28 protein-coding genes are annotated in these 25,608 nt (G+C 70.5%); 18 read left to right on the forward strand and 10 right to left on the reverse strand.

The genetic code is table 11. From position 1 onward, the window contains the following. Window positions 1–12 precede the first annotated feature (12 nt). The 3 genes from pdxA (at window position 13) to ACQ860_RS12255 (ending at window position 1,915) form a co-directional block, all read left to right on the forward strand. A complete protein-coding gene (gene pdxA / locus ACQ860_RS12245) occupies window positions 13–975 on the forward strand; it encodes a 4-hydroxythreonine-4-phosphate dehydrogenase PdxA (protein WP_431303632.1) in 963 nt (320 codons plus the stop codon). After that, window positions 975–1,694: a pyridoxine 5'-phosphate synthase gene (locus ACQ860_RS12250; RefSeq protein WP_431303633.1), complete on the forward strand. Its 720-nt coding sequence runs from the start codon at window positions 975–977 to the stop codon at window positions 1,692–1,694. Before pdxA ends, ACQ860_RS12250 begins: the two co-directional genes overlap by 1 nt. 83 nt (window positions 1,695–1,777) lie before the next feature. Further along, window positions 1,778–1,915, forward strand: a complete 138-nt coding sequence (locus tag ACQ860_RS12255; RefSeq protein ID WP_431303634.1) for a hypothetical protein — start codon at window positions 1,778–1,780, stop codon at window positions 1,913–1,915. A gap of 22 nt (window positions 1,916–1,937) precedes the next feature. Here ACQ860_RS12255 and metF read toward each other — a convergent pair whose 3' ends face one another. Continuing rightward, a complete protein-coding gene (metF, locus tag ACQ860_RS12260; RefSeq protein WP_431303635.1) occupies window positions 1,938–2,873 on the reverse strand; it encodes a methylenetetrahydrofolate reductase [NAD(P)H] in 936 nt (311 codons plus the stop codon). A 200-nt stretch (window positions 2,874–3,073) separates the two neighbouring features. Here metF and ACQ860_RS12265 point away from each other — a divergent pair, with 200 nt between their 5' ends. Both ACQ860_RS12265 and ACQ860_RS12270 read left to right on the forward strand, forming a co-directional pair. Further along, a complete protein-coding gene (locus ACQ860_RS12265) occupies window positions 3,074–3,886 on the forward strand; it encodes an MlaA family lipoprotein (RefSeq protein ID WP_431303636.1) in 813 nt (270 codons plus the stop codon). A gap of 11 nt (window positions 3,887–3,897) precedes the next feature. Then, window positions 3,898–4,536, forward strand: a complete 639-nt coding sequence (locus ACQ860_RS12270) for an MlaC/ttg2D family ABC transporter substrate-binding protein (RefSeq protein WP_431303637.1) — start codon at window positions 3,898–3,900, stop codon at window positions 4,534–4,536. A gap of 94 nt (window positions 4,537–4,630) precedes the next feature. On the opposite strand, the gene ACQ860_RS12275 is transcribed toward ACQ860_RS12270, so the two are convergent. The 4 genes from ACQ860_RS12275 to ACQ860_RS12290 form a co-directional block, all read right to left on the reverse strand. Next, the gene (locus ACQ860_RS12275) at window positions 4,631–5,971 is read right to left on the reverse strand and encodes an MmgE/PrpD family protein (protein WP_431303638.1); all 1,341 of its coding nucleotides are present in this window, start codon (window positions 5,969–5,971) and stop codon (window positions 4,631–4,633) included. Then, the gene (locus tag ACQ860_RS12280; RefSeq protein ID WP_431303639.1) at window positions 5,968–6,942 is read right to left on the reverse strand and encodes an NAD(P)-dependent oxidoreductase; all 975 of its coding nucleotides are present in this window, start codon (window positions 6,940–6,942) and stop codon (window positions 5,968–5,970) included. Before ACQ860_RS12280 ends, ACQ860_RS12275 begins: the two co-directional genes overlap by 4 nt. A gap of 133 nt (window positions 6,943–7,075) precedes the next feature. Continuing rightward, complete coding sequence (locus ACQ860_RS12285) at window positions 7,076–7,681, reverse strand: thiamine pyrophosphate-dependent enzyme (protein WP_431303640.1); 606 nt, start codon at window positions 7,679–7,681, stop codon at window positions 7,076–7,078. Window positions 7,682–7,686: 5 nt separating this feature from the next. Further along, window positions 7,687–8,238: a phosphonopyruvate decarboxylase gene (locus tag ACQ860_RS12290; RefSeq protein ID WP_431303641.1), complete on the reverse strand. Its 552-nt coding sequence runs from the start codon at window positions 8,236–8,238 to the stop codon at window positions 7,687–7,689. A gap of 95 nt (window positions 8,239–8,333) precedes the next feature. On the opposite strand from ACQ860_RS12290, the gene ACQ860_RS12295 reads away from it, so the two are divergent. From ACQ860_RS12295 to ACQ860_RS12315, 5 genes are all read left to right on the forward strand, one after another. After that, on the forward strand, window positions 8,334–9,695 hold the full coding sequence (locus tag ACQ860_RS12295) for an ethanolamine ammonia-lyase subunit EutB (protein WP_431303642.1): 1,362 nt from the start codon (window positions 8,334–8,336) through the stop codon (window positions 9,693–9,695). Further along, window positions 9,692–10,390, forward strand: a complete 699-nt coding sequence (eutC, locus tag ACQ860_RS12300; protein WP_431303643.1) for an ethanolamine ammonia-lyase subunit EutC — start codon at window positions 9,692–9,694, stop codon at window positions 10,388–10,390. The genes ACQ860_RS12295 and eutC overlap by 4 nt, the downstream gene beginning before the upstream one ends. Window positions 10,391–10,423: 33 nt before the next feature. Continuing rightward, window positions 10,424–11,359, forward strand: a complete 936-nt coding sequence (locus ACQ860_RS12305; RefSeq protein WP_431303644.1) for a tripartite tricarboxylate transporter substrate binding protein — start codon at window positions 10,424–10,426, stop codon at window positions 11,357–11,359. Next, window positions 11,359–11,763, forward strand: a complete 405-nt coding sequence (gene arfB / locus ACQ860_RS12310; protein ID WP_431303645.1) for an alternative ribosome rescue aminoacyl-tRNA hydrolase ArfB — start codon at window positions 11,359–11,361, stop codon at window positions 11,761–11,763. Before ACQ860_RS12305 ends, arfB begins: the two co-directional genes overlap by 1 nt. A 265-nt stretch (window positions 11,764–12,028) precedes the next feature. Beyond that, window positions 12,029–12,958 carry a 3-keto-5-aminohexanoate cleavage protein gene (locus ACQ860_RS12315; protein WP_318649729.1) on the forward strand — a complete coding sequence of 310 codons (930 nt, stop codon included), beginning with the start codon at window positions 12,029–12,031 and terminating at the stop codon, window positions 12,956–12,958. A gap of 34 nt (window positions 12,959–12,992) precedes the next feature. Here the strand turns inward: ACQ860_RS12315 and ACQ860_RS12320 are convergent, their stop codons facing one another. Next, window positions 12,993–13,772 carry an enoyl-CoA hydratase gene (locus ACQ860_RS12320; protein ID WP_431303646.1) on the reverse strand — a complete coding sequence of 260 codons (780 nt, stop codon included), beginning with the start codon at window positions 13,770–13,772 and terminating at the stop codon, window positions 12,993–12,995. A 91-nt stretch (window positions 13,773–13,863) separates the two neighbouring features. Here ACQ860_RS12320 and ACQ860_RS12325 point away from each other — a divergent pair, with 91 nt between their 5' ends. From ACQ860_RS12325 to ACQ860_RS12355, 7 genes are all read left to right on the forward strand, one after another. Beyond that, entirely contained in the window at window positions 13,864–15,036 is a 1,173-nt protein-coding gene (locus ACQ860_RS12325) for a CaiB/BaiF CoA transferase family protein (protein ID WP_431303647.1), read from the forward strand. A 2-nt stretch (window positions 15,037–15,038) separates the two neighbouring features. After that, a complete protein-coding gene (locus ACQ860_RS12330) occupies window positions 15,039–16,214 on the forward strand; it encodes an enolase C-terminal domain-like protein (RefSeq protein ID WP_431303648.1) in 1,176 nt (391 codons plus the stop codon). A 215-nt stretch (window positions 16,215–16,429) separates the two neighbouring features. Then, a complete protein-coding gene (locus ACQ860_RS12335) occupies window positions 16,430–17,509 on the forward strand; it encodes a trypsin-like peptidase domain-containing protein (protein WP_431303649.1) in 1,080 nt (359 codons plus the stop codon). Window positions 17,510–17,545: 36 nt separating this feature from the next. Then, entirely contained in the window at window positions 17,546–18,226 is a 681-nt protein-coding gene (locus ACQ860_RS12340; RefSeq protein ID WP_213612322.1) for a winged helix-turn-helix domain-containing protein, read from the forward strand. 15 nt (window positions 18,227–18,241) lie between these two features. Beyond that, window positions 18,242–19,702: an ATP-binding protein gene (locus ACQ860_RS12345; RefSeq protein WP_431303650.1), complete on the forward strand. Its 1,461-nt coding sequence runs from the start codon at window positions 18,242–18,244 to the stop codon at window positions 19,700–19,702. Between the two features lie 72 nt (window positions 19,703–19,774). Further along, window positions 19,775–20,056: a hypothetical protein gene (locus ACQ860_RS12350; protein WP_431303651.1), complete on the forward strand. Its 282-nt coding sequence runs from the start codon at window positions 19,775–19,777 to the stop codon at window positions 20,054–20,056. A 50-nt stretch (window positions 20,057–20,106) separates the two neighbouring features. Continuing rightward, window positions 20,107–20,238, forward strand: a complete 132-nt coding sequence (locus ACQ860_RS12355; RefSeq protein ID WP_431303652.1) for a hypothetical protein — start codon at window positions 20,107–20,109, stop codon at window positions 20,236–20,238. Window positions 20,239–20,241: 3 nt separating this feature from the next. Here ACQ860_RS12355 and ACQ860_RS12360 read toward each other — a convergent pair. Then, window positions 20,242–21,200 (reverse strand): IS630 family transposase gene (locus ACQ860_RS12360; RefSeq protein ID WP_431302838.1). Its coding sequence is split into 2 segments (ribosomal slippage): window positions 20,242–20,849 and window positions 20,849–21,200, totalling 960 coding nucleotides; the frame shifts between segments, so codons are not numbered across the junction. A 103-nt stretch (window positions 21,201–21,303) separates the two neighbouring features. Between ACQ860_RS12360 and ACQ860_RS12365 the strand changes: the two genes are divergently transcribed. Continuing rightward, window positions 21,304–21,756, forward strand: coding sequence for a YbfB/YjiJ family MFS transporter (locus ACQ860_RS12365; RefSeq protein ID WP_431305751.1), 453 nt, complete (start codon window positions 21,304–21,306; stop codon window positions 21,754–21,756). A gap of 49 nt (window positions 21,757–21,805) precedes the next feature. Here ACQ860_RS12365 and ACQ860_RS12370 read toward each other — a convergent pair whose 3' ends face one another. From ACQ860_RS12370 to ACQ860_RS12380, 3 genes are all read right to left on the reverse strand, one after another. After that, window positions 21,806–23,170 carry an HlyD family type I secretion periplasmic adaptor subunit gene (locus tag ACQ860_RS12370; protein ID WP_431303653.1) on the reverse strand — a complete coding sequence of 455 codons (1,365 nt, stop codon included), beginning with the start codon at window positions 23,168–23,170 and terminating at the stop codon, window positions 21,806–21,808. After that, entirely contained in the window at window positions 23,170–24,912 is a 1,743-nt protein-coding gene (locus ACQ860_RS12375) for a type I secretion system permease/ATPase (protein ID WP_431303654.1), read from the reverse strand. The genes ACQ860_RS12370 and ACQ860_RS12375 overlap by 1 nt, the downstream gene beginning before the upstream one ends. A gap of 280 nt (window positions 24,913–25,192) precedes the next feature. Then, entirely contained in the window at window positions 25,193–25,585 is a 393-nt protein-coding gene (locus ACQ860_RS12380) for a hypothetical protein (RefSeq protein WP_431303655.1), read from the reverse strand. Window positions 25,586–25,608: the final 23 nt, after the last annotated feature.

A 25,608-nucleotide genomic window follows, 5' to 3' on the forward strand; every position in this document is an offset into this window, starting at 1 on the left:
TACAGCGGCGCAATGCTCGCACTCACCATGGGCGAACCCGCCGGCATCGGCGCCGAGATCGCCGTGAAGGCCTGGCACGCGCTGCGCGCCAGCGGCCCCGAATTCCTGCTGATCGACGACGCCGACCGGCTCACCGGCGCCCCCATCCAGCGCATCACGCACCCGGCCGAGGCGCGTTTCGCGGAGGCCCTGCCCGTCCTGCACCGCCCGCTGCCCACGCCGGCCACGCCGGGCAAGCCCAGCACCGCCACCGCGCCCGCCGTCCTCGCCGCGATCCGCGAGGCGGTGGCGCTGGCGCGATCCGGCGCGGTCACGGGCATCGTCACCAATCCGATCCAGAAATCCGTCCTCACCGCCGCCGGCTTCGCCCATCCCGGCCACACCGAATTCCTGGGCGAGCTGGCCGGCACCGGCGTGCCACCCGTGATGATGCTGGCCTGCCCGGAACTGCGCGTCGTCCCCGTCACGGTGCATGAGCCGCTGGCCCGCGCCATCGCGCGGCTGACGCCGGATCTCATCGTGGAACACGCGCGCATCACGCATGACGCGCTGGTGCGGGATTTCGGCATCGCCGCCCCGCGCCTCGCCGTGGCCGGCCTGAACCCGCATGCGGGCGAGGCCGGCACGCTGGGCCATGAGGATGACGCCATCGTCGCCCCCGCGGTCGCGCGACTGAAGGCGCTGGGCATCGCCGCCACCGGCCCCTGGCCGCCGGATACGATGTTCACGGCGCAGGCCCGGCCGCGCTATGACGCCGCCATCTGCCTCTATCACGACCAGGCCCTCATCCCGATCAAGACGCTGGACATGGCGGGCGGCGTGAACGTCACCCTTGGCCTCTCCATCATCCGCACCAGCCCCGACCATGGCACCGCGCTCGACATCGCGGGGCAGGGGATCGCGGGCGCGGAGAGCCTGATCGCGGCCATCCGCCTCGCCGCCCAACTTGCCGATCATCGAAGGAACCGCCGCTGATGCGCCTCTCCGTCAATGTGGACCATGTGGCGACGCTGCGGAACGCCCGCGGCGGCCATTTCCCCTGCCCGGTCGAGGCCGCGCGCCTCGCCATGGCCTCGGGCGCCGACGGCGTGACCATGCATCTGCGCGAGGATCGCCGCCACATCCGCGACCGCGACCTGGAGCGCGTGGCGACCGAGGTGGAGACCCGCCTCAATTTCGAGATGGCCGCGACGGAGGAGATGGTGGCGCTGGCCGAACGGCTGCGTCCGCCCGCCATCTGCATCGTCCCCGAGAAGCGGGCCGAGCTGACCACCGAGGGCGGGCTCGACGTGCTGCGCGCCGGCCCCTTCCTGGCCGAGGCGATCCGGCGGCTCGCCGGGCTCGGCATCGAGGTCTCGCTTTTTGTCGAACCCGATGCATTGCAAATTGCAAGGACCGCCGAGCTGGGCGCCCAGGCCATCGAGCTGCACACCGGCACCTATGCCGAGGCGCCGGCCGAGGCCCGAGCGGCGCTGGCGGCGAAGCTGGCCGAGGCGGCGCGATATGCGAAAACCATGGATCTTCAGTGCCATGCCGGACATGGACTGAGCTACGAGACCATCACGCCCATCGCCGCGATCCCCGAAATCAGCGAGGTCTCGATCGGCCATTTCCTGATTTCCACCTCGGTCTTCGAGGGGCTGCCCAGCGCCATCGCGCGCATGAAGGGGCTGATCGCCGCCGCGCGGGGCTGAATCGGCGCTGGCGCGGCGGGTGCGGCCGCTGGCACGGCGGCTGCAAGGATGGAGCACGACCCGAACCGAAGAGGAGTTCGATCATGTCTCAGACCTACAACGCCGCCCACCGCCAGCGCATCCAGGACGAGCCGCAATCGGCCCTTTCCTACTGGGGGACGGGCATCGCCTGCCTCAGCTTCCTGATGTTCGTCTTCTGGCTGGCCGGCCTCAAGTTCTGAGGCCGCCCTCCGGCGGGCGGCTTCAGCCCGCCGCCACCGGCCGCGCGCCCAGGATATGCGCGATGGCGTAGGTCAGGTCCGGCCGGTTCAGGGTGTAGAAGTGGAACTCGTCCACGCCATTGGCCTGCAGGATGCGCACCTGCTCGGCCGCCACCGTCGCGGCCACCATGCGCCGCGTGCCCTCATCCTCGTCCAGCCCCTCGAAGAGCTTTTCCAGCCAGGCCGGGACCGAGGCGCCGCACATGGCGGAGAAGCGCTTCACGCTGGCGAAATTCGTCACCGGCATGATGCCCGGCACGATGGGCAGGGTGATGCCGGCCGCGTGGCAGCGGTCGAGGAAGCGCAGATACACATCCGTGTCGAAGAAATACTGCGTGATGGCGCGGTTGGCGCCCGCATCCATCTTTCGCTTGAAATAGTCGAGGTCGGCATCGGCCGAGAGCGCGGCAGGGTGCACCTCGGGATAGGCGCCCACGCTGATGTCGAAATCAGCGATGCGGCGCAGGCCGCGCACCAGATCCTCGGCCTGGGCATAGCCGCCCGGATGGGGGGTGTACTGGCTGGCGCCCGCCGGCGGGTCGCCGCGCAGCGCCACGATGTGGCGGACGCCGGCCTCCCAATAGGCGCGGGCCACCTCGTCCACCTCCTCGCGCGTGGCGCCCACGCAGGTGAGGTGGGCGGCGGGCGTCAGGCTCGTCTCCCGCGCCAGGCGCGCCACCGTGTCATGCGTGCGGGCGCGCGTGGAACCACCCGCGCCATAGGTGACGGACACGAAGCGCGGGCCCAGCGGCTCAAGCCGGCGAATGCAGGTCCAGAGGTCCGCCTCCAGCTTCTCGTTCTTCGGCGGGAAGAACTCGAAGGAGAGTTTCGGCGCCGGCAGGCTGGCGGGCGAGGGCAGGGTGCCGAAGCGGGGGCCGGTCAGCCAGCGTTCCAGCGTGTTGTTCGGGGCGGTGTCCATGCCGCAGGGTTTGGCGTCGAGGGCGGGTTTTCGCAAGGGTCTTGCCACGCCCCTGGTGACTTTTCGTGACACGCCAGCAACTTGCCCGAAGGGGGCAGGTTGTGCTTTTTAGGTCTCCATTGCCGGTGCGCCGGGATATGTGGCCTTCGCCGCTTTCGGCCCCCGCCTTCGGTTCCGTCAAGAAAGGTCCGGTTCAACCCATGCGCTTCGGCCCTCTCCTGGCTTCCGCCCTGATCGTGATCGGGCTCGCGGGCTGTGCCACCCGGCCCGATGCCTCCGATCCGGAAGCCGTCGCCGAGTTCGAGGCCAATAACGATCCGCTCGAGCCGTGGAACCGCGGCATGTATGACGTGAACAACGTCATTGACGCGGCCGTGCTGCGCCCCGCCGCCGTGGTCTATCGCGCCGCCGTGCCGCCGCCGGTGCGCGAGGGCGTGCGCAACGCCCTGGGCAACCTGCGCGCCCCCACCATCCTGATGAATGACATCCTGCAGGGCGAGATGGATCGCGCCGGCCGCACCGCCGCGCGCTTCCTGATCAACTCCACGCTGGGCATCGGCGGCCTCGTGGATGTCGCCGCCTGGCAATTCGGCATCCCCGGCCATGGCGAGGATTTCGGCCAGACCATGGCGAGCTGGGGCGTGGGCGAAGGCCCCTACCTCTTCATCCCCGTCCTCGGCCCCTCCAATGTCCGTGACCTGACGGGCGCGGGCGTGGATGCGGTGGCGAGCCCCTGGTTCTGGTTCGGCCAGGGCGAGGTGGTCGAGGCGCTGCGCTGGGTCCGCGCCGGCATGACCGTGCTCGACGCGCGCGAGGGTGTGCTGGACACGCTGGACACGCTCTACGCCACCTCGCTCGATCCCTATTCGACGCTGCGCAGCGCCTATCGCCAGCGCCGCCAGAGCGAAATCGCCAATACCGGCCAGGTGGCGCCCGACGCCGCCGGCAGCACGGGCTTCGGCGTGGGCCTCGGCGTGAGGCTGCCGCCGGCCGAAACCCAACCCTCCCGCTGAGTGATCCCACGATGAACACCCCCTCCGCCGGTCGCCGCGCCGCCCTCCTGGCCGCCCTTGCGCTGGCCACCCCCTTCGCCCTGCCCCGCCCCGCCGCCGCCCAGATGGACGCGACGCGGGCCGTCGCCTTCATCCAGACCACCGGCAACGCGCTGGTCGAGGCGCTGAACAGCACCACGCTGAACGCCGCCCAGCGGCGCGAGCGCGTGGGCAACATCCTGCGCCAGGCGGTGGACATGGAAGGCACGGGCCGCTTCATCCTCGGGCGCTGGTGGCGCGTGGCCACGCCGGCCGAGCAGCAGGAATATCTGCGCCTCTTCGAGGAGACGCTGATCCGCAACCTCGCCACGCGCCTCGGCGAGTACCAGGGTGTCCGCTTCACGCTCGGCCGCAGCCAGCAGCGCACCGAGGAAGACGTGCTGGTCACCACCATCGTGGAACGCCCCGGCACGCCGGCGGTGAATCTCGACTGGCGCGTGGCCGATGTGAACGGCCAGCCGCGCGTGGTGGATCTGGTGGCGGAGGGCACCTCGCTCCGCCTCACCCAGCGCAGCGAATACAGCGCGGTGGTGCAGCGCGGCGGCAACCAGGTCTCCGCCCTGCTGACGGCGATGCGCGGCCAGCTGCAGCAGATACAGGCGCGGCAGTAGCGCCCAGACCGCGACCCGCGCTGCGGGATCGCGGTCTCGCTCCTGCGGAGAGACTGATTCGCCGCTCCAGCGTGCCGCCTCCGCGGATCAGGCTCTACCTGATCCGCAGCTCGCCCGGCAGTTCCGCGCTGCCGCGCAGTTGCGCCAGGAACGCCTTGGCCTCGGCCGCGCCCAGCACCGGGCCGGCCAGCTCCAGAAACTTCTCGTCCAGTTCGACATCCGAGAGTGGCGCGTCCGGATCACCCTTGCGCGTCGGCTGGTGGCGATAGAGCTCCCGCCCGTCCCGCAGCCGGATCGTCACCTTGGCGCTGCGCCGGCCGGGGAAGGCGGCCTCGCATTCCGCATCCAGGCTGACGGTGATGCGCGGCATCACGGCGCGGATCGCGGGGTCGGTCAGCCGCGCGGGCTGGAAGGCATCGAGCCGCACGCCGCCATAGAGCATGATGCTCGCGATGGTGAACTGCGTGGAGAAGCGCGCCTCCTGCTCCGTCTGGGCGTGCGGGCGGTCACACACGTTCTTCGTGGCCGCATAGCCGCCGACATGCAGGCTTTCCACATCCTCGGCGGTGAAGCCGTGCTCGCGCTGCAGGTCGCGCGTGGCGTCCAGCGCGGCGAAGATATGGCCGCAGCAGCCGTGATTCTTCACCGTCATCTGCGTGATCGTCAGCGGCTGGCCGAGGGCGGCGATCGCCTTCTCCCACTGGCCCGTATCCGCGCTCGTCGCCGCCGCGAAGCCGGCCGGGCCGTGCAGCACGTCGAGCGCGCCGGTCATCCCCTCGCGCGCGGCCATGGCGGCCAAGGCACCCGCCTCCGCCGCATGGCCCGGATGCAGCGGCTTGCTCATGCCATCGCCGCGGAAAGCCTGCTGCAACCCGCCCGCCATGGTGGCCGCGGTGGCGATGGCATGGGCGGTCTGATCCGCGTCGCAATCCAGCAGGACAGCCACCGCCGCCGCAGCACCAAAGGTGCCGACCGTGCCGGTGGTGTGCCAGTAATCGTAATGCGAGGGCTGCACCGCCTGCGCGATCCGGCAGGACACCTCATAGCCCGCGACCAGCGCGCGCAGCAGCGCCGCCATGTCCCGCCCCCGCGCCTGCGCGGCGGCGAGTGCGGCCGCCACCGTCGGGCAGCCCGGGTGATAGACGCCCCAGCGCCAGATGTCGTCGAACTCGACGATATGGCTCGCCGTGCCGTTGATCAGCGCGGCGTGGCGCAGCCCCGTCCGCGCGCCATCCACATAGGAGACGGCGCGGCCGGCCCCCCGCTCATCGCCCAGCGCGCGCGCCATCAGCGTGGCGGGCGGCAGGCGGCAGCCGGGCAGCAGGGCCGCGAACCAGTCGATCAGCGCGCGGCGCGCCGCATGCTCCACCTCGGCCGAGAGCGGCGCCGTCCGCCAGGAGGCCGCGTGTTCGGCCAGGATGGGAAGCGGGTTCAACGGTTGCTCCGCAGCACTTCCTTGTTGATGACCATGTCCACGTCGATCTCGCCCTTGAAGTGGCGGATGATGGAATCCACGCAGGAGAGGCCCATGCGCCGCATGCCCTGCACCGTGGCCGCCGCCGTGTGCGGCGTCATCACCACATTGGGCACGCCCAGCAGCGGGTTGTCCTTCGTGACCGGCTCATCCCAGAACACGTCGAGCCCTGCCGCCGCGACATGCCCGCTGCGCAGGGCGGCGGCCAGCGCCTGCTCCTGCACCAGCGTGCCGCGCGCCGTGTTCACGAAGCGCGCGCCGGGCTTCATGGCGGCGAGGAATTCCGCATTCACCATGCCGCGATTCTCGGCATTGGAGGGGCAATGCATCGTCACCCAATCCGCCTGGGCCAGGCCTTCCTGCATGGTCCTGGCGTAGCGGAAGCCGGCGCCCTTCACCGTGTTCATGGCCACATAGGGGTCGTGCACCACCACATCCATGCCGAACGCCGCCGCCAGCCGCGCCACGCGCCCGCCGATGCGGCCGAAGCCCACCACCAGCAGCGTCATCCCCGCGAGGTCGAAGGTCACCGGCGCATCCACGCTGCTCCATTTGAAGGCGCGGGTGTTGGCGTCATAGGTCTGCACCTGGCGCGCGATGGTCAGCATCAGCATCATCGCGTGTTCGGCGACACTCAGCGCATTCGCATCGGCCGTGACGGTCAGCGGAATGCCGCGCTTGGTCAGCTCCGGCACATCCACCTGATCATAGCCCACGCCGTGCCGCGCCACGATGGCGAGCTTGGGCGAGAAGCTCAGGAAATCCGCGTTGATCGGCGTGGCGCGGACGATGATCGCCTCGCCGCGCTCCATGGCCTTCACCAGGTTGTCGCGGCTGGTGTCATGCACCGTCTCGACGGTGAAGCCGGGCTCGGCCTTCAACGCCGCTTCGGCGTCGGGATGGAGGGAGCGCAGCAGGACGACGTGAGGCATTTTGGTTTCCTTCCTTGAAGGGGCTCCGCCCCTTCACCCCGGCAAGAACCTCAGGTTCTTGCATCTCCGACAAATATGGGTGCAGGGAACGAGTTCCCTGCTGGGGAGCGCGAGGGGCCAAGCCCCTCGCCACTCAAGCCAGATGCGCCGCCGGCCCCATCAGATGCTCGCGCATCCGCGCCTGCAGGATCGCACCCTCGCGCGGCGGCAGCACCAGCGGCTTGCTGGCCGGGTCGATCTTCACCACCGCAAAGAACGGCCCCTCCGCCTTGCGGGTCGCGGCCTTGAGTGCGGCCACCTGCGCCGGCTCCGTCACCAGCATGGTGCGCTTGATGCCGGCACCCTCGGCCATCTTCACCAGATCCGTGCCATGGCGCGTCGCCGTCTCCTGCATGCCGGTCTCGCCGTAATGCTCATTGTCCTGCACGACGATGGCGAGGTTCTTCGGCGCTTGATGCGCGACGGTGGCGAGGCTGCCGATGCCCATCAGCATCTCGCCATCGCCGGTCAGCACCAGCACCTGCCGCTCCGGCTGCGCGAGCGCGAGGCCGAGGCCGATCATGGCCGCGCCCCCCATGCCGCCCCAGAGCGGGAAATTCTGCGGCCCATCGCCCACCGCCGTGATGTCCCAGGCGGGGGCCCCAAGGCCCGCCACCACCAGCATGCCGCCGCGATCCTCCAGCAGCACGCGCGCCAGATCCCGCCGGTCGATCTTCCCGGAAGCGCCCACACCCACCATGGCGATCAATCCTTCCCGAAGGTCTTGGCGCCGAGCAGGCGCTGGCCGAGCAGCGTCGCCGTCGGCCGGAACGTGTTGAAGGCGAGCTTGAGCGTGGCTTCCACGGTGGAGGCCACGTCCTCGGCCGCGTCGGCGCGATGGACGATGGTGCCCATCGCCTCCAGCACCGCCTGGGTCGCCTGGCCCATCGGGATCTGCGCCGGATTGAACTCGCCATAGTCGCCGCGCATCGTGATGATCATCGGCATCGGCGTGCGATGAATGCCCGAGAGCGACAGCATGTTGATGCAATTGCCCACGCCCGAGGACTGCATGAGCAGGATGGAGCGGTCGCCCCCCAGCCAGGCGCCCTGCATGAGGGCGATGCCCTCCTCCTCCGTCGTCAGCGTCACGACGCGCAGATTGTTGTCGGCGAGGCAGCGCTTGATGAGGCGCGAATGCCCCGCATCGGGCACCAGCGCCACCTGGCGCACATTGTACTGCTTGAGCAGGTCATAGATGCGATCCGGCCAATCGGCCGCCGCATCGGGCGCGCTTTCCACTTGGTGCTGAGCCATGAAGTTCCTCCGTTGCGGCAAGTTTCCGCCGCATGCGGGCGGCTGACAAGACATCCACCCTTGATTTCGGCGCATTCCCCGTGATTGAGAGGCGCATGCCCTTCCGTCACGCCATCGCCGGCACGACCCATGTCTTCGCGGACCTCAGGACGCTGCTGGCCCGCGCCACCCCCTTCCGCTCGGGCGATGCGCTGGCGGGCGTGGCCGCCACCAGCGCGGCCGAGCGCGTGGCGGCCCAGCGCGCCCTGGCCGACCTGCCACTCACGCACTTCCTAACCGAGACGGTCATCCCCTACGAGACGGATGACGTGACGCGCCTGATCCAGGACAGCCACGACGCCGCCGCCTTCGCGCCCGTTTCGCACCTCACGGTCGGCGGTTTCCGCGACTGGCTGCTGGCCGCCGAGCCCGAGGCGCTGGTGCCGCTGCGCCGCGGCCTGACGCCCGAGATGGTGGCCGCCGTCAGCAAGATCATGCGCATCAGCGACCTGATCGCCGTCGCCCAGAAATGCCGGGTGGTGACGCGCTTCCGCAACACCATCGGGCTTCCAGGGACGCTCTCCATCCGCCTGCAGCCCAACCACCCGACGGATGACCTCCGCGGCGTCGCCGCCAGCACCCTGGACGGCCTGCTGATGGGCGCGGGCGATGCCGTGATCGGCGTGAACCCCGCCACCGACAATATCGAGCAGGTGCTGGGCCTGCTGACCATGCTGGACGAGGTCCGCACGCGCTTCGACATCCCGACGCAAAGCTGCGTCCTCTGCCATGTGACGACCGCGCTGCTGGCCATCGAGCGCGGCGCGCCGGTGGATCTGGTGTTCCAATCCATCGGCGGCACGCAGGGCGTGAATGAAAGCTTCGGCGTGACGCTCGCCTTGCTGCGCGAAGCCGAGGAGGCGGCGCTCTCCCTCAGGCGCGGCACGCTCGGCCAGGATGTGATGTATTTCGAGACCGGCCAGGGAAGCGCCCTCTCCGCGGAGGCGCATCACGGCGTGGACCAGCAGACCATCGAGGCGCGGGCCTATGGCGTGGCGCGCGCCTATGCGCCGCTGCTGGTGAATTCGGTCGTCGGCTTCATCGGCCCCGAATACCTCTTCGACGGCAAGCAGATCATCCGCGCCGGGCTGGAGGACCATTTCTGCGGCAAGCTGCTCGGCCTGCCGATGGGCGTGGACATCTGCTACACCAACCACGCCGAGGCCGACCAGGATGACATGGACACGCTGCTGACCAGCCTGGGCGTGGCAGGCGTCACCTACATCATGGGCGTGCCAGGGGCTGATGACGTGATGCTGGCCTACCAGTCCACCTCCTTCCATGACGGGCTCTATGCCCGCGCGGCACTCGGCAAGACGCCCGCCCCGGAATTCGCCGCCTGGCTGGAGCGCATGGGAATCGGTGCAGCGGATTCCATTCCCGCCAGCATGTCCCCCGCGCTGATCGGCTTGTCATGAGCATCACGCGCTGGAGCGATCTGCGCCGCTTCACCCAGGCCCGCGTCGGCCTTGGCCGCTCGGGCAATGCGGTGCCCACGGGCGCGCATCTCGACTTCCAGGAGGCACATGCGGCCGCGCGCGACGCCGTCTGGTCCGCGTTGGACACCGAGGCGCTGCGTGCCGAACTCGGGCCCGTGCCCGTGCTGCACAGCGAGGCCGCGGACCGGAAGACCTACCTCCTCCGCCCCGATCTCGGCCGCCGCCTCCGCGCGGTCGATCGCGATTCCCTGCCCAGGACCGGCGGAACGGTGATCGTGGTGGCGGATGGCCTCTGCGCCTCCGGCGTGCAGCGCCAGGCCGCCGCCATGGTGCGTGCGCTCGGCGCGGACTGGCCGGTGGTGATCGTGGAGCAGGCCCGCGTCGCCATCGGCGATGACATCGGCGAGGCGATGGGCGCGGAGGCCGTGGTGGTGCTGATCGGCGAGCGGCCGGGCCTCTCCGCGCAGGACAGCATGGGCATCTACCTCACCTGGCAGCCGCGCCGCGGCCGCACCGACGCCGAGCGCAACTGCATCAGCAATGTCCGCCCCGGCGGCATCAGCGTGCAGGATGCCGCGGCCAAGGTGCATTGGCTGCTGCGCGGCGCCCGCGCGCTGGGCGCCACCGGCGTGGCGCTCAAGGATGACATGACGAGCACGCCGCTCCTGGGCTAGCCTCGCCCGCAACGAAACGAATGGGAGGCAAGAATGCGCTGGATCACCCTCATGCTGGCGGCGCTGCTGGCCTTGCCCGCGGCGGCGCAAGACTTCCCCAGCCGCGCCGTGCAGCTCATGATCCCCTTCCCGCCCGGCGGCAACACGGACCTCATGGCCCGCGCGCTGCAACAGGAGCTCTCCAAGGCGCTCGGCCAGCAGGTGGTGGCCGTCAATCGCGGCGGGGCCGCCGGCGCCATCGGCAATGCGGAACTCGCCCGCGCGCGCCCCGATGGCTACACCATCGGCATCTCGCCGAACAACGCCATCACGACGCAGCCCTTCCTGCAGAACGTGACCTATACGCCGGAAAGCTTCCGCTATCTCTGCCTGGTCTATGACAACCCGCAGGTGCTCATCCTCGGCCGCAACGCGCCCTTCCGCGACTTCGCCGGCATGATCGCCCATGCGCGCACAGGGCGGGAGGCGCTGGTCTTCGGCTCGCCCGGCGTGGGCAGCACGCAGCACATCCTCATCGCGCAGCTGCTGCGCGCGGCCGGCGTGGACGGGCTGAACGTGCCCTTCACCGGCGCCGGCCCCATGTCCCAGGCCGCACTCGCCGGCCAGATCATGGCCTTCGTCGAGGCCGCCTCCATCCCCGCCTCCACCGGCCTGCCGGTGCTGGCGGTGCTGGGCACGCGGCGCATGGCGGCGCTGCCGGAGGTGCCCAGCACGGGCGAGCTCGGCTACCCCATGGCCGGCACCACTTATGGCGGGCTGATCGCCCCCGCCGGCCTGCCGGATGCCATCGCCGAGACCATCGAGCGCGCCTGCCGCACCGCCGTCACCAGCGAGGGCTTCCGCACCATCGCCGAGCGGCTGAACGCCGTGCCGAGCTTCCAGACGGGCGCCGAATTCCGCGCCCGGTTCATCGCGGAATCCCAGGTGAACCGCGCGCTGCTGGCCGATCTCGGCATCCAGCGCCAGTAATGCCGCGCACGCTCGATCCCCTGCTGCTGGAGGAGGATTTCCTCCGCGCCTCGGGCCCGGGCGGGCAGAACGTGAACAAGCTGGAGACGGCCGTCCAGCTCCGCTGGCGCGCCGCCGAGGCGGGCCTGGATGAGCGCGTCTTCGCCCGCCTGAGGACGCTCGCCGGGCGGCGAATGACGAAGGAGGGCGTGGTCATCATCGCGGCCCAGGCCCACCGCACGCGCGAGCGCAACCGCGAGGATGCGCTGGCCCGCATGCAGGAACTCCTGGACGAGGCCGCGAAGCCGCCACCCCCCAAGCGCCGCAAGACCAAGCCCACCAAGGGCTCGCAGATCCGCCGCATGGACAGCAAGACCAAGCGGGGCACGACGAAGAAACTGCGCTCCGGGCCTATTCAGGATTGATGGACGGCACGACGGCTGCGCCGCCGCAGCCCTCAGACGCGTCACGCCGGAGGCGTGCTGTCCGCACGTCACGCCGGAGGCGTGCTGTCCGCACGTCACGCCGGAGGCGTGCTGTCCGCACGACGCGCCGCGCGTCCGCACGGCTTGGCTTCGCCGCATAGGCGGGGGCGCGCTTTTCGCGCGACGCCCTTGGGGCCGTTGCCGAGGCTTTGCAGCCGCTCGCGCATCCCGCACACTCGCGCCACAGAAAGAGAGGAAACGCATCATGGCCAAGCCGCGCCGCGTCATCATCACCTGCGCCGTCACCGGCGCCATCCACACGCCCAGCATGTCGCCGCACCTGCCCATCACCGCGGCCGAGATCGCCGAGGCCGCGATCGGCGCCGCGGAAGCCGGCGCCGCCATCGTCCACCTGCACGCCCGCAACCCCGAGGATGGCCGCCCCGACCAGTCGCCCGAGGCCTTCGCGCCCTTCCTCGGCATCATCAAGCAGGCCAGCAATTGCGTGGTGAACATCACCACCGGCGGCGCGCCCACCATGACGATAGAGGAGCGCGTGCGCCCCGCCGCCCTGCACAAGCCGGAAGTGGCCTCGCTCAACCTGGGTTCGATGAATTTCGGCCTCTTCGGCATGCTGAACCGCTTCAAGGAGTTCAAGCATGACTGGGAGCCCGCCTACCTCGCGAACAAGGACATCATCTTCCGCAATTCCTTCCAGGACATCGAGTACATCCTGACCACCTGCGCCGGGAACAACACGCGCTTCGAGTTCGAGTGCTACGACACCTCGCACCTCTACAACCTGAAGTATTTCTTCGATCAGGGCCTGGTGAAGGCGCCGCTCTTCATCCAGACCGTCTTCGGCCTGCAGGGCGGCATCGGCGCGCATCCGGATGATGTGATGCACATGAAGCGCACGGCGGATCGCCTCTTCGGCGACAACTACCAGTGGTCCGTGCTGGGTGCGGGCGCCAACCAGCTCAAGATCGCCGCCATGGCGGCGGCGATGGGGGGCAATGTCCGCGTGGGCCTGGAGGACAGCCTCTGGGCCGGGCCGGGCCGTCTGGCCACCAGCAATGCCGAGCAGGTGCGCCTGGTGCGCCAGATCATCGAAGGCCTGGGCCTGGAGATCGCGAGCCCCGATGAGGCGCGCGAAATGCTCCAACTCAAGGGAGGCGACCAGGTCGCCTTCTGAATCGGGCGGGGGCGTTCAGCGCGCCCCCTCCCCATTACTTCCCCTTCCACTCCGCGGGGCGTTTCGCCAGGAAGCTCGACACGCCTTCCGCGAAATCGGCGCTGGTGAAGCACATCTCCACCAGGTCATCGCCATGGATCTCGCGCAGCGGCGCGCGCAGGCGGCGCATCGCCTCCTTGGTCGCGCGCATGGTCAGCGGCGCGTGGCGCGTCAGCGTCTCCGCCAGCTCGGCCGCGCGGGCCTGGAGCGCCGCATGGTCCGGCAGGATCTCGCTGAGCAGCCCCACCGCCTTCATCTCCTCGGCGTCCAGGAGGCGCGCGGTATAGACCAAATCCATCACCCGCGTCGGCCCCATCATCGTCGCCAGCCGCGCGTAATTCGCCATGGAGAGGCAATTGCCCAGCGTCTTCGCGATGGGGAAGCCGAAGCGCGCATTGGCCGCGCCGATCCGCAGGTCACACACCGAGGCGATGCCCGCCCCACCCCCCGTGCAGGCCCCCGCGATGGCCGCGATGGTCGGCTTCACGCAGGTCTCGAGCGCAGTCATGATCCGGTCGATCTTTTCCTCATAGGCCAGCGCATCCGCGGCCGTGCGGAAATTGGTGAACTGGCTGATGTCGGTGCCGGCCGCGAAGGCCTTCTCCCCCGCGCCGGTGATGACGATGACCTTCACGCTGTCATCCGTGTTGGCCTCGGTGGCGAGCCTGGCCAGCCCCTCATACATCGGGAAGGTCAGCGCATTGCGCGCCTGCGGCCGGTTGAGCGTGACGAAGACGATGCCGTCGCGGCGCTCGATCAGCAATTCATCGGACATGGCGGGTTCCCCTCAAGTTCCTGTGGGAGGGAGGGTTGCAGCGAAAGCCCTCCGGTGGAAGATGCCCGGCGAAAATCTGGAGGCCCCCGTCATGATGCCCTTGTCCCGCTTCACCGTCCTCGACCTCACCCGCGTCCGCTCCGGCCCCACCTGCGTCCGGCAGCTGGCCGATTGGGGCGCCAACGTCATCAAGATCGAGGCGACGGACGAGGTGGACACCAGCAAGGGCATGGGTGGCGAGCGCCACGGCCCCGATTTCCAGCTGGTCCATCGCAACAAGCGCGGCATGACGCTGAACCTGAAATCCGCCGAGGGCCGCGCCGTCCTGCACCGGATGGTGGAGAAGGCCGATGTGGTGGTGGAGAACTACCGCCCCGACGTGAAGACGCGCCTCGGCCTCGATTACGAGACGCTCTCGAAGATCAACCCGCGCATCGTGCTCGGCTCCATCTCCGGCTTCGGCCAGACCGGCCCCTACGCCAAGCGGCCGGGCTTCGACCAGATCGCCCAGGGCATGGGCGGGCTGATGTCGGTCACTGGCCTGCCCGGCCAGGGCCCGGTGCGCGTCGGCATCCCGGTGGCGGACCTCACCTCCGGCCTCTATTGCGCGCTCGGCATCATGGTCGCGCTGCTGGAGCGCGAGCAGACGGGCAAGGGCCGCTGGGTCCATGTCAGCCTGCTGGAAGCCATGATCGGCATGATGGACTTCCAGGCCACCCGCTGGACCATGAAGGGCGAGGTGCCGAAGCAGGCCGGCAATGACCACCCCACCACCACCCCCACCGGCCTGTTCCAGACCACCGACGGCGTGGTGAATCTCGCCGGCGGCGGCCAGAACATGTGGGAGCGCATCGTCGCCGTCCTCGGCATCGAGGAAGCGGCGAAGGACCCCGATGTGGCGAATGACAAGCTGCGCACGAAGAACCGCGCCAAGACCAACGCCATGCTGCAGGCCGTGATCGGCACCAACACCAGCGAATACTGGGTCAGCCGCTTCAACGAGGCGGGCGTGCCCTGCGGCCCGGTCTATTCGATGGACCAGGTCTTCGCCGACCGCCAGGTGCAGCATCTCGGCATGGAGATGCCCGTCGAGCACCCCGTGCTCGGCACCATCAACACGGTGCGCGCCCCCATGCAGATCGAGGGCGTGCAATGTGCCCGCCGCCCCACGCCCGAGCGCGGCGAGCACACGGAGGAGGTGCTGGCGGAATTCGGCTTCTCGGCCGATGAGATCGCCGCGCTGCGCGCGCAGAAGGCCGTCTGAGGGTGAAGATCACTTCCGTCCGGCAGGGCGTGGTGCCGATCATGAGCGCCATCGCCAATGCCTATATCGACTTCTCGAAGATGACGGCGAGCGTGGTCGCCGTCACCGTCGAATCCGGCGATGGCCGCAAGGCCACCGGCTATGGCTTCAACAGCAATGGCCGCTACGCCCAGCCCGGCCTGCTGGCCGAGCGCTTCATCCCCCGCCTGGAAGAAGCCGGCGAACTCCCCGCCCATGAGGATGGCGGCTTCGATCCCGTCCCCGCCTGGACGGCCATGATGAAGAACGAGAAGCCCGGCGGCCATGGCGACCGTTCCGTCGCCGTCGGCGTGCTCGACATGGCGCTCTGGGATGCGGCGGCCAAGCTGGCCGGTGTGCCGCTCTGGAAGCTGCTCTCCAACCGCTTCAATGGCGGCCGCCACGACGCCACCGCCTGGGTCTATGCGGCCGGCGGCTACTACCACCCCGGCAAGGATGTGGATGGCCTGGTCGAGGAGATGAAGCGCTACCTCGGCATGGGCTACAGCGTCGTGAAGATGAAGATCGGCGGCTCGCCCGGCATGCCGCTGCGCGAGGCGCTGCTGCTTGATCTCAGCCGCATCGAGGCGGTGCTGAAGCTGCTGGATGGCGACGGCTCGCGCCTCTGTGTGGACGTGAATGGCCGCTTCGGGCTGCATGCGGCGCTGAGCTACGGCGCCGCCATCCAGGGCTTCGGCCTGCGCTGGTACGAGGAGCCGCTGGACCCGCTGGATTACTCCACCCACGCGACGCTGGCCGAGCATTACCAGCCGCCGCTCGCCACCGGCGAGAACCTGTTCAGCATGCTGGATGCGCGCAACCTGATCCGCCATGGCGGCCTGCGCCCCGACCGCGATATCCTGCAATTCGACCCCGCCCTCTCCTACGGCCTGGTCGAGTATCTCCGCACGCTGACGATGCTGCGCGAGCACGGCTGGTCACCGCGCCGCTGCGTGCCGCATGGCGGCCACCAGTTCGCGCTGAACATCGCGACCGGCCTCGGCCTCGGCGGCAATGAGAGCTATCCGGAGGTCTTCGCGCCCTTCGGCGGCTTCGCCAGCGGCGTACCGGTGGTGGACAGCCGCGTCGCCATGCCTGACGTGCCCGGCATCGGCTTCGAGGTGAAGAACGACCTCTGGGCGGTGCTGAAGGATCTGTAGAGCACGGTCCGCTGAGGCGGGACCGCCGAAGCGGTGAATCATCCTCTCAAAGGGGCTGGAGCGTCATCCGGCTTCGGCGGATCACGCTCCAACCCCCGCCCGGCCAAGGCCCGGCTTGCATCCGGCCCCGCTCTGGCCAGATGATGACGACTGTAATCGTGCCGCCCGCCCCGATTCGCGGGCGGCCTCTGGCCAAGGAACCGCCGGACCCGCCGATGCCGCCGCTGTCCACCCCCTTCCTGAGCCGCCGCCGGGCCGTGCTGGGCGCGCTGCTGCTGCCCCCCACGCTGGCAGGCTGCGGCAGTGGGCCGGCCGTGGCGCAACGCGGCCTGCTGCCTGACTTCGCCGACCTCGCCGAGCGCGTGCTGCCCGCCGTGGTCAACATCGCCGTCAGCGGCGAGCAATCCGTCCAGCCACCGCCCGAATTCCGCGGCACGCCCTTCGAGCGCTATTTCCGCGGCCGGCGGGAGCGCGTGCAGGGCGCGGGCTCGGGCTTCGTCATTGACCCTTCCGGCCTCGTCGTCACCAACAACCACGTGGTCGGCCAGGCGCAGCGCGTCATGGTCGGCGTGCAGGGCGGCCAGGAATTGCCCGCCCGGGTCATGGGCGGCGACGAGCTGACCGACCTTGCTCTCCTGCGCGTGGAGAGCCGCACGCCGCTGGTGGCCGTTTCCTTCGGCAGCAGCGCGTCGCTGCGGATCGGCCAATGGGTGCTGGCGGCCGGCAATCCCTTCGGCCTCGGCGGCAGCGTCACCTCCGGCATCGTCTCCGCCCGCGGGCGGGACATAGGCGCCGGCCCCTTCGACGACTTCATCCAGACCGACGCCGCCATCAACCCGGGCAATTCCGGCGGCCCGCTCTTCAACATGGCGGGCGAGGTGATCGGCATCAACACGGCCATTTATTCACCCTCGGGCGCCAGCGCCGGCATCGGCTTCGCCACCCCCTCCGACCTTGCGCGCCCGGTGATCGAGACGCTGCGCCGCGAGGGGCGGGTCGAACGCGGCTGGCTCGGCGTCTCCGTGCAGGATCTGGTGGCCGATGACCCGCGCGCCAGCCGCCGCGCCGTGCTCATCGCGGGCGTGGAGCGCACCGGCCCCGCCGGGCGCGGAGGGCTGCGCGTGGGCGATGTGGTGCTGGCCATCAATGGCGAGCGCACCGAGACCTCCCGCGGGCTGATCCGCAGCGTCGCCGCCGTGCCGCCCGGGCAGAATGTCCGCTTGACGGTCCTGCGCGATGGCCGCACGCAGGATGTCACTTTGCAAGTGGGGCGCCGCCCCCCCGGCCCGGGATGAGGAAGCCCGGGCGCTCATGAAGGAAAAGAAGACATGATGCGCATCCTTCTCGTGGAAGATGACGTCGAGGTGGCCCGCTTCGTGAAGAAGGGCCTGCAGGAGGCCGGCCACACCGTCGAGCACGCGGCGAACGGGCGGGATGGCCTCTTCCTCGCGGCCTCCGAATCCTTCGACATGCTGGTGCTGGACCGCATGCTCCCCGGCGGGGTGGACGGCGTCCGCCTCGTGGAAACCCTGCGCCAGCAGGGCAACCGCACGCCCGTTCTCTTCCTCTCGGCGCTGTCGGGCGTGGATGAGCGGGTGAAGGGCCTGAAGGCCGGCGGCGACGACTACCTGGTGAAGCCCTTCGCCTTCGCCGAGCTGCTCGCCCGCGTCGAGGCGCTGGGCCGCCGCCCCTCCTCCGAGGCGCCGGTCACCAAGCTCCGCGTCGCCGACCTCGAGCTCGACCTGCTCAGCCGCACCGTGATGCGCGGCAGCCGCAAGATCGACGTGCAGCCGCGTGAGTTCCGCCTGCTGGAGCACCTGATGCGCCATGCCGGCCAGGTGGTGACGCGCACCATGCTGCTCGAGAAGGTGTGGGACTACCATTTCGACCCGCAGACCAACGTGATCGACGTGCATGTCAGCCGCCTGCGCCAGAAGCTGGACAAGGGCTTCGACAAGCCGCTGATCCACACCGTCCGCAACGCCGGCTACATGATCCGGGCCGAGGCCTGACCCAGGCCGGCGGCCATGAGCACGCCGCCGCGCGGCCCCGTCTCCATGACGCGCCCGATCCCCCGCCCGGGGCAGCCGCCGCGCCTGCTGCAATCGGCGGGCTTCCGCTTCGCGCTGCTCTTCGTCGGCATCTTCTCGGTCGCCGCCGCCTTCCTGGTGGCGGTGCTCTGGTGGGCGACCGCCGGCGCGCTGGACCGGCAGACCATCGCCGCCATCCGCACCGATGCCTCCGCCCTGGTGGAACGCTACCGCGATGCCGGCGCGCAGGGCCTGATCGACGCGATCGAGGAGCGCCTCGCCCTCGATGCCGAGGCCGAGACCATCTACCTGCTGGTGAACACCCAGGGCGTGAGGCTCGCCGGCAACCTCACCGCCTGGCCCGCCGCGATCGCCGAGGAGGGCGTCTGGTTCCGGACCCGCATCCTGCATGACGGCGCGACCGCCGAGGCGCGCATCCACAGGCGGGACCTGCCGGGCCTGCGCCTGCTGGTCGGCCGCGACGAGAGCGAGCGCGTGCAGCTCCGCCTGCTGCTGACCGAGGGCGTGGCGTGGTCGCTGGGCGCCGTGCTGCTGTTTGCCGTGATGGGTGCCGCCGTCATCCGCCGCGCGCTTCAGAACCGCATGCGCCCGGTCGTCGCCACCGCCCAGGGGATCGCGGCGGGGGATTTCTCCCAGCGCGTGCCGATCTCCCCGCACGGCCTCGAATATGGCGACGAGTTCGACCGGCTGGGCGCCACCATGAACGCCATGCTGGACCGCATCGCGGCGCTGATGGCCGGCATGCGCGGCGTGGCGGACGCCATCGCGCATGACCTGCGCACCCCCATCGCCCGCGCCCGCGGCAAGCTGGAGGGCAGCCTCGCCACGGCCGCGACGGAGGAGGAGCTGCGCGCGGCGGTGGAGGAAGGCATCGCCGACCTCGACAACATCACCCGCATCTTCCAGGCCCTGCTCCGCATCGCCGAGGCCGAGGCCGGCGCCCGCCGCGCCGCCTTCGCGCCCATAGATCTCTGCGAGGTGCTGCGCGATGCGGCCGAATTCTACGAGGTGATGGCCGAGGCGCGCGAACAGACGCTCGAGACCGGGATGCCCGAGCGGCTGCCCCTGCTGGGCGACCGGGACCTGCTGCTCCAGGCCGTGGCCAACCTGCTGGACAATGCGATCAAGTTCACGCCCGCGGGCGGCGTCGTGCGCCTGACCGCCCGGCAGGATGAGCAGGGGATCGAGATCGCGGTGAGCGATTCCGGCCCCGGCCTCTCGCCCGAGGACCGGGCGCGCGCCATGGACCGCTTCTTCCGCGCCGATGCCTCGCGCAACCTGCCGGGCTCGGGCCTCGGCCTCGCCCTGGTCCGTGCGGTGGCGCAGCTTCATGCGGGCGAGGTGATGCTGGGCGACGCCATGCCCGGCGCCAGCCCGCCCGGCCTCAAGGTCTCGCTGCTGCTGCCGGGGGCCGGGCGGGAGGGCCCGGGGGAGTGAGCGCCGGCTCCATGACCAAGGCTTCACGGCCGGCCCATCGCCCCGAGACGCGGCCCGGCGCATCTGTGCACCATGTGCCGCCTCGCCGCCCTGGCCGTGATCCTGCCGCTCCTCGGTTCCGCGCCCGGCCCCGCCCGGGCCGATGAGGGCCCGTCGCGCACCACGACCGACAATGCCGAGTATTGCGAGGCGCTGGCCGCCCGCCTCGCCGCGAGCCCGACGCCCGTCAGCGCCGCGCCGCGCGAGCTGGGCGAGGAGGGCAAGCGCCTCTGCGCCTCCGGCCATGTCCGCACCGGCATCGCCAAGCTGCGCCGGGCGCTCCGCGCCTCCCGGGCCGAGGCGCGCGCCGAATAGGGGATGAGGCGGCATCGCCGAAACGCCGAAGCCTCGCCTCCCCGGCCCGCGTGACCCCGCGCTTCCTCTCCCTCGCGCTCTCCGGCGCGGCGGCCACCTGCGTCGGCATCGGCCTCGCGCGCTTCGCCTTCGTGCCGCTCTTTCCCGCGCTGGTACCGGCGGGCTGGGTGACGAGGGCTTAGAGCTTAATCCCATCCATCTGGATCATACCCTGCTGCGGCGAACATGCGCTGACACTCGCGCGGGGTGACGCGGTCGAGAATGCGCCCGATGGCGTTCCACAGGGTGTCGATGGTCCGCGCAGCCTCGCGGCGCAGCAGCGCCTTCAGCTTGGCGAACAGGTTCTCGATTGGATTGAAGTCCGGGCTGTAGGGCGGCAGGTAGAGCAGATGCGCACCCTTGGCCTCGATGAGGGCCCGCACGGCCGGGCCTTTGTGGCTGCTGAGGTTGTCCATCACCACGATGTCGCCGGCCCGCAGTTCCGGCACGAGCGCTTGCTCCACCCAGGCTTCGAAGATGAGCCGGTTGACTGGGCTGTCGATCACGAAGGGCGCGACCACGCCGCTGCTGCGCATCCCGGCGATCAGCGTGGTGGTTTTCCAATGGCCGTGGGGGATTGCCATGCGCAGGCGCTCGCCACGCGGGCAGCGGCCATGGCGTCGGGCCATGTTGGTGCTGGCCCAGCTCTCGTCGACGAAGATCAGGCGCTCAGGATCGAGGTCGAGCTGCGCCTCGAACCAGGCTTCGCGCCGGCTCAGGACGTCGGGGCGTTGCTGCTCGGCTGCGTGCGCGGTCTTTTTTTGCGCGTGTAGCCGCGACGGTCGAAGAAGCGCCAAAGCGTGCCGTAGCCGAAGCGCAGGCCCCGTTCGGCAAGGGCTACGCGCAGTTCCAGCAGCGTCATGTCGCGCTGCGCGTGAAACACTTCGAGGATCGTCTCAGCCTCGGCCTCCACAACATGGCTGCGCCGATCACCACCAAGCGGACCGTGCATCGGCACCGCACCCTCGGCGGCAAGGGTACGCCAGCGGCTGACGCTGGCTGCGCTGACCTTGAACCGCTCGGCCGCCTGGCGGTGCGTGAGGCCTTCTTCCAACACCGCAGCCAGCGTGCGCTGCCGTAGATCCAGTGAGAGCGCCTTCGACATCCAGCCCGGCCTCCACGCTCCGGAAGACAGCGTGAATCAGAAAACAGCCGTTCCGGGAATCCCCACGATTCAGTCAGACCGGATGACGCTCTAGGCCGGGCTGCTGGGGGCCGCGGCGCTGGCCGGCTATGTCGGCGGCGCCATGGGCGCACAGGCGCTGGGCCGGTGCATCGGCACGCGGCCGGCGCTGGCGCTGGGCATGGCCGGCGCGCTTCTCTCCCTGCTGGCATCCGCCCTGCCCGGCGGCCTGATCTGGCTGCTGCCCTGGCGCCTGCTGGCCGGGCTCGCGGGCGGCGTGCTGATGTCGCTCGCCGGCCCCGCCATCCAGCGCGCCGTGCCGCCGGAGCGGCGTGGCGCCGCCTCGGGCATCGTGGTCAGCGGGGTGGGCGGCGGCATCGCGCTGGGGGCGGCGCTGCTGCCGCCCCTGCTGGCCTGGGGGCCGAGTGCCGGCTGGCTCGGCCTCGCCGCGCTCACCGCGCTGCTCTGGGCCTTCGCGCAGCCCCGCTTCCCGGCCGATCCTGGCGGGCAGGCGGCGCCGGGCCCGCTGAGAGGATGATTCAGCGTTTCGGCGATTCCGCCTCAACGCATCATGCTCTGAAAGGCGCTCAGGGCTCCTGGAAGGCGCGGTGGAAGCTGTCCACCACGGGCTGCGTGATGTAGCGCCAGAAGGTGCGGCTGCCGAGCTGGATATGCGCCTCCACCGGCATGCCGGGCGTGAGGAACACGGCCGGCAGCCGCGCGAGCTGGTCGGCGTCGATGCGGATATGCGCGCGGTAATGGCTGGCGCGCGTCTGCGGGTCCACCGTGATGTCGGGCGCCACGAAGCTCACCTCGCCATGCAGGAAGGGCACCAGGCGCTGCTTGAAGGCCGGCAGGCGGATTTCCGCCGGCAGCCCGGTGAAGACCACGTCGATATCCATGGGCTGCACCTGCACCTCGGCGATCAGCCGGTCCCGCACGGGGACCAGCTCCATCGCCGGGTCGCCGGGGCGGAGCACGGCGCCCAGGTTGAAGACGCGCAGGTTCACGATGGTACCGTCCTCGGGTGCCACGATGTCGCGCCGCGTCGAGATGTCGGCCGCGGCACGCAACCGCTCCTCCACCTCCGAGAGGCGCCCCACCACCTCGCGCATCTCTGTGCCGACCTCCTGCTGGCGCTGGTCCATGGTCTGGCGCGTCTGGCTCTCCGCCTCCTCCACCGCGGCATTGGCGCGGCGGATCTGGCCGGTCAGGTCGGCGATCAGGCCCTCGGTGGCGGCGAGCTGACGTTGCAGCGCGAGCAGTTCGGGCAGGCGGGCCAGGCCCTGCTGCACCAGGCCCCGGCGCATCGCCTCCTCCTGCACCAGCAAGGTCAGCTGGCGCCGCGCCGCCTCGATCTGCCCCTCGGCCGAGCTGATGGTCCCCCGCGCCTGGTCACGCCGGTTGGTCAGCACGCTGAGCTGGCTGGCGAGGCTGGCCTGCCGCGCCTGGAACAGGGTGCGCTGGCCGGCCATGGCCTCGGCCGCGCGCGGATCGCGCGAGGCGACCAGCTCGGGCGGGAAGGTGATGGCCTCGGCGCGCTCCAGCTCGGCGGTCAGCCGTGCCTGCTGCGCCGTCAGCGCGTCGCGCTGCGCGACGAGGCCGGCCACCGCCGAGCCCGATTGCACGTCGTCCAGCCGCATCAGCACCTGGCCCTCGCGCACCTGGTCGCCGTCGCGCACCATGATCTCGCGCACCATGCCGCCTTCCAGGTGCTGCAAGGTGCGGCGCGTGCCCTCCACCTTGATCATCCCGGGCGCGATCGCGGCCTCGGAGAGGGGGGCCAGCATGGCCCAGGCCATGAAGCCGCCGAAGAAGCCGAACATCACCAGCAGGCCGAAGAGCACCACGCCCCGCGTGCGCGGCGCCTCGCTCTCGATCACCGGCGGCAGCCGCTCGGGCAGGACGGTCGGGCGCGGCGCGGGGACGCTGCGGTCGGTCGTGTCCAGCATCAGGCGCCCCCACCATTGGCGGAGGCGAGCTGCACCGGGCGCGGCGGGCCGGAGAGGCGCTTCAGCACCTCGGCACGGGGCCCGAAGAGCTCGGCCGCGCCGTCCTTCATCACCAGCACCTTGTCCACCTCCTGCACCAGGGCCGGCCGGTGCGAGACGAGGACGACGGTCACACCCTGCGCCTTGAGGCGCTGCAGCGCACGGCTCAGCGCCGCCTCGCTGTCGCCATCCAGGTTGCTGTTGGGCTCGTCCAGCACGACGAGGCGCGGCGAGCCGTAGAGCGCGCGCGCGAGGCCGACGAGCTGCCGCTGCCCGCCCGAGAGATGCTGGCCGGCATCGCCGATCTCGGTCTCGTAGCCGCCGGGCAGGCGCAGGATCATCTCATGGCAGCCGGCGAGCTTCGCGGCCTCGAACACCGCCTCGGGCTCGGCCTCGGAGAGGCGGGCGATGTTGTCGAAGACGGTGCCCTCGAAGAGTTCCACATCCTGCGGCAGGTAGCCGAGGTACCGGCCGAAATCCTCGCGCTGCCAGAGGAAGACATCGGCGCCGTCCAGCCGCACCGCGCCCGCGGTGGGCGGCAGCGTGCCGATCAGCATCCGCACCAGCGTCGTCTTGCCCGCCGCCGAGGGGCCGATGATGGCGAGGCTCTCGCCCGCGGCCAGCCCGAAGCTGACGCCCTTGATCATGGAGACGGCCTGGCCGGGGAAATTGTAGCTGACGCGCTCCACCGAGAGGTCCCCGCGCGGGGCGGGCAGCGGCATCCCGGCCGGGCGCAGCCGGGGCATGGTCAGGAAGACCTTGAGGCGGCGCAGCGCGGCGCGCGCCTGCACCAGCTGCTTCCAGGAGCCCACCACCTGCTCGACCGGCGCCAGCGCGCGGCCCATGACGATGGAGGCGGCGATGGAGGCGCCCGAGGTGAGTTCCTGTTGCAGCACCAGCCAGGCGCCGAGGCCGAGGACCGCGAGCTGCACCGCGAGGCGGAAGAACTTGATGAGCGCCAGGATCACGGCGGCGCGGTCGGCCGCCGTCTCCTGCGGGGCCTGGGCGTTGCTCAGCACGCCGCGCCAGCGCCGCAGCACGGCGGGCATCATGCCCATGCTGTCGATCACCTCGGCGTTGCGGGCGATGGCCTCGGCCCGGCGATGCCCCTGCATGGCGGCGACGCCCGCGGTCTGCAACGCCTTGGCGGTGACGGCCTCATTCGTCAGCGTGAGGATGAAGAGGATGATGGCGCCGGCCAGCGCCAGCCAGCCCAGCATCGGGTGCAGCAGGAAGACGAGGCCGATATAGACCGGCACCCAGGGCAGGTCGAACAGCGCGAGCATGCCGGGCGAGCCCAGGAAGCTGCGGCAGACGCCGAGGTCCCGCAGCGCCTCCATGCGGTAGTTGCCGCCGCGCAGCTGGCCTTCCACCGCACGCATGAAGCCCTCCGGCGCCACGCGGTGCTCCACCCAGGCGGCGATGCGCTGCATGATGACGCTGCGCACCGCTTCCAGCATGGCCAGGATCATCAGCGCGAAGATCGCAACGAGGGTGAGGTAGAGCAGCGTGTCGGTGTTGCGCGTGGCCAGCACGCGGTCGAACACCTGCATCATGTAGATCGAGACGGTGAGCTGGAGCAGGTTCACCACGCCCGAGAAGGCGGCGACCAGCCAGAACTGCCTGCGGCAGACGGCCAGCGCCTTGCCGAGCGGCGTCTCCGCCAGCGGGATGGGGCCGCGCGCGGCCTGGGCGCCGCTCATGCGGTGGCGCCCCGCCGCATGGCCTTCGGAAGCAGACGAGACATCACCACGAAACCTTCTTCACCCGTATGGAACCGAAAGCCCCTGCATGGTCACTGCGGATGCCCGCCGGGCAGGACCCCTGGCGCGCCCCACCGCGAGGCCCGACCGGAACCGGAGAATGGGTCCACGAAACTGCCTAGAGCTTGAGCAGAGCGCTTTAACCATTAAACAATTTCTGCGTGGGCTGTCCAGGAAATCCCCCGAAATACACCCGCGAATCCGGCGCCGCGGCGCGGCTTCAGAGCATCAGCCATTCGGGCGGGGGCTGCTGGGTGGGCGGGGCGATCATCCAGGCTTCGGCCTCGGCCCAGGAATGGGACGGGGGCGCGGGCGGCGGCGCGCTGGGAAGCAGGGGCATCTCCGCCAGGAGGGGTGGCGCGGTCTCGGCCTCCAGGGGCAGGAAGTCGCTCTCGACCGGCTGGAGGATGACGAGCAGCGCCGCCAGTTCGGCGCCATGGCGCGCACTGTCCCGGGGCTCGTTCGTCCAGGACCAGGCGGCCGGCACGGCGGCGGGGGCTTCCACGGGCCCCGCCAGCGCGAAGCCGAGCTGGAGCGACAGATCAGCGCCGGTCGCCAGCGGCCCGGAACCGATCCAGGGCGCGGGGCCGGCGGCCATATTGGCCAGGTTCATGCCGGAAATCCTTTCCTGACAAA

The sequence above is a fragment of the Sediminicoccus sp. BL-A-41-H5 genome (genome assembly GCF_050632405.1).
In the GTDB taxonomy this organism is placed as follows: Bacteria; Pseudomonadota; Alphaproteobacteria; order Acetobacterales; family Acetobacteraceae; genus Roseococcus.

Bases quoted from the DNA above. Each gene is read 5' to 3' on its own strand.
- ACQ860_RS12290 (WP_431303641.1), bottom strand. From the start codon at position 8,238: ATGGCTCAGCACCAAGTGGAAAGCGCGCCCGATGCGGCGGCCGATTGG.
- pdxA (WP_431303632.1), top strand. From the start codon at position 13: ATGCTCGCACTCACCATGGGCGAACCCGCCGGCATCGGCGCCGAGATC.
- ACQ860_RS12340 (WP_213612322.1), top strand. From the start codon at position 17,546: ATGCGCATCCTTCTCGTGGAAGATGACGTCGAGGTGGCCCGCTTCGTG.
- ACQ860_RS12265 (WP_431303636.1), top strand. From the start codon at position 3,074: ATGCGCTTCGGCCCTCTCCTGGCTTCCGCCCTGATCGTGATCGGGCTC.
- ACQ860_RS12375 (WP_431303654.1), bottom strand. From the start codon at position 24,912: ATGAGCGGCGCCCAGGCCGCGCGCGGCCCCATCCCGCTGGCGGAGACG.
- ACQ860_RS12325 (WP_431303647.1), top strand. From the start codon at position 13,864: ATGATGCCCTTGTCCCGCTTCACCGTCCTCGACCTCACCCGCGTCCGC.
- ACQ860_RS12295 (WP_431303642.1), top strand. From the start codon at position 8,334: ATGCCCTTCCGTCACGCCATCGCCGGCACGACCCATGTCTTCGCGGAC.
- ACQ860_RS12250 (WP_431303633.1), top strand. From the start codon at position 975: ATGCGCCTCTCCGTCAATGTGGACCATGTGGCGACGCTGCGGAACGCC.
- ACQ860_RS12305 (WP_431303644.1), top strand. From the start codon at position 10,424: ATGCGCTGGATCACCCTCATGCTGGCGGCGCTGCTGGCCTTGCCCGCG.
- ACQ860_RS12285 (WP_431303640.1), bottom strand. From the start codon at position 7,681: ATGGTGGGTGTGGGCGCTTCCGGGAAGATCGACCGGCGGGATCTGGCG.
- ACQ860_RS12320 (WP_431303646.1), bottom strand. From the start codon at position 13,772: ATGTCCGATGAATTGCTGATCGAGCGCCGCGACGGCATCGTCTTCGTC.
- ACQ860_RS12270 (WP_431303637.1), top strand. From the start codon at position 3,898: ATGAACACCCCCTCCGCCGGTCGCCGCGCCGCCCTCCTGGCCGCCCTT.
- ACQ860_RS12380 (WP_431303655.1), bottom strand. From the start codon at position 25,585: ATGAACCTGGCCAATATGGCCGCCGGCCCCGCGCCCTGGATCGGTTCC.
- ACQ860_RS12280 (WP_431303639.1), bottom strand. From the start codon at position 6,942: ATGCCTCACGTCGTCCTGCTGCGCTCCCTCCATCCCGACGCCGAAGCG.
- ACQ860_RS12350 (WP_431303651.1), top strand. From the start codon at position 19,775: ATGTGCCGCCTCGCCGCCCTGGCCGTGATCCTGCCGCTCCTCGGTTCC.
- eutC (WP_431303643.1), top strand. From the start codon at position 9,692: ATGAGCATCACGCGCTGGAGCGATCTGCGCCGCTTCACCCAGGCCCGC.
- ACQ860_RS12315 (WP_318649729.1), top strand. From the start codon at position 12,029: ATGGCCAAGCCGCGCCGCGTCATCATCACCTGCGCCGTCACCGGCGCC.
- metF (WP_431303635.1), bottom strand. From the start codon at position 2,873: ATGGACACCGCCCCGAACAACACGCTGGAACGCTGGCTGACCGGCCCC.
- ACQ860_RS12255 (WP_431303634.1), top strand. From the start codon at position 1,778: ATGTCTCAGACCTACAACGCCGCCCACCGCCAGCGCATCCAGGACGAG.
- ACQ860_RS12335 (WP_431303649.1), top strand. From the start codon at position 16,430: ATGCCGCCGCTGTCCACCCCCTTCCTGAGCCGCCGCCGGGCCGTGCTG.
- arfB (WP_431303645.1), top strand. From the start codon at position 11,359: ATGCCGCGCACGCTCGATCCCCTGCTGCTGGAGGAGGATTTCCTCCGC.
- ACQ860_RS12370 (WP_431303653.1), bottom strand. From the start codon at position 23,170: ATGCTGGACACGACCGACCGCAGCGTCCCCGCGCCGCGCCCGACCGTC.
- ACQ860_RS12345 (WP_431303650.1), top strand. From the start codon at position 18,242: ATGAGCACGCCGCCGCGCGGCCCCGTCTCCATGACGCGCCCGATCCCC.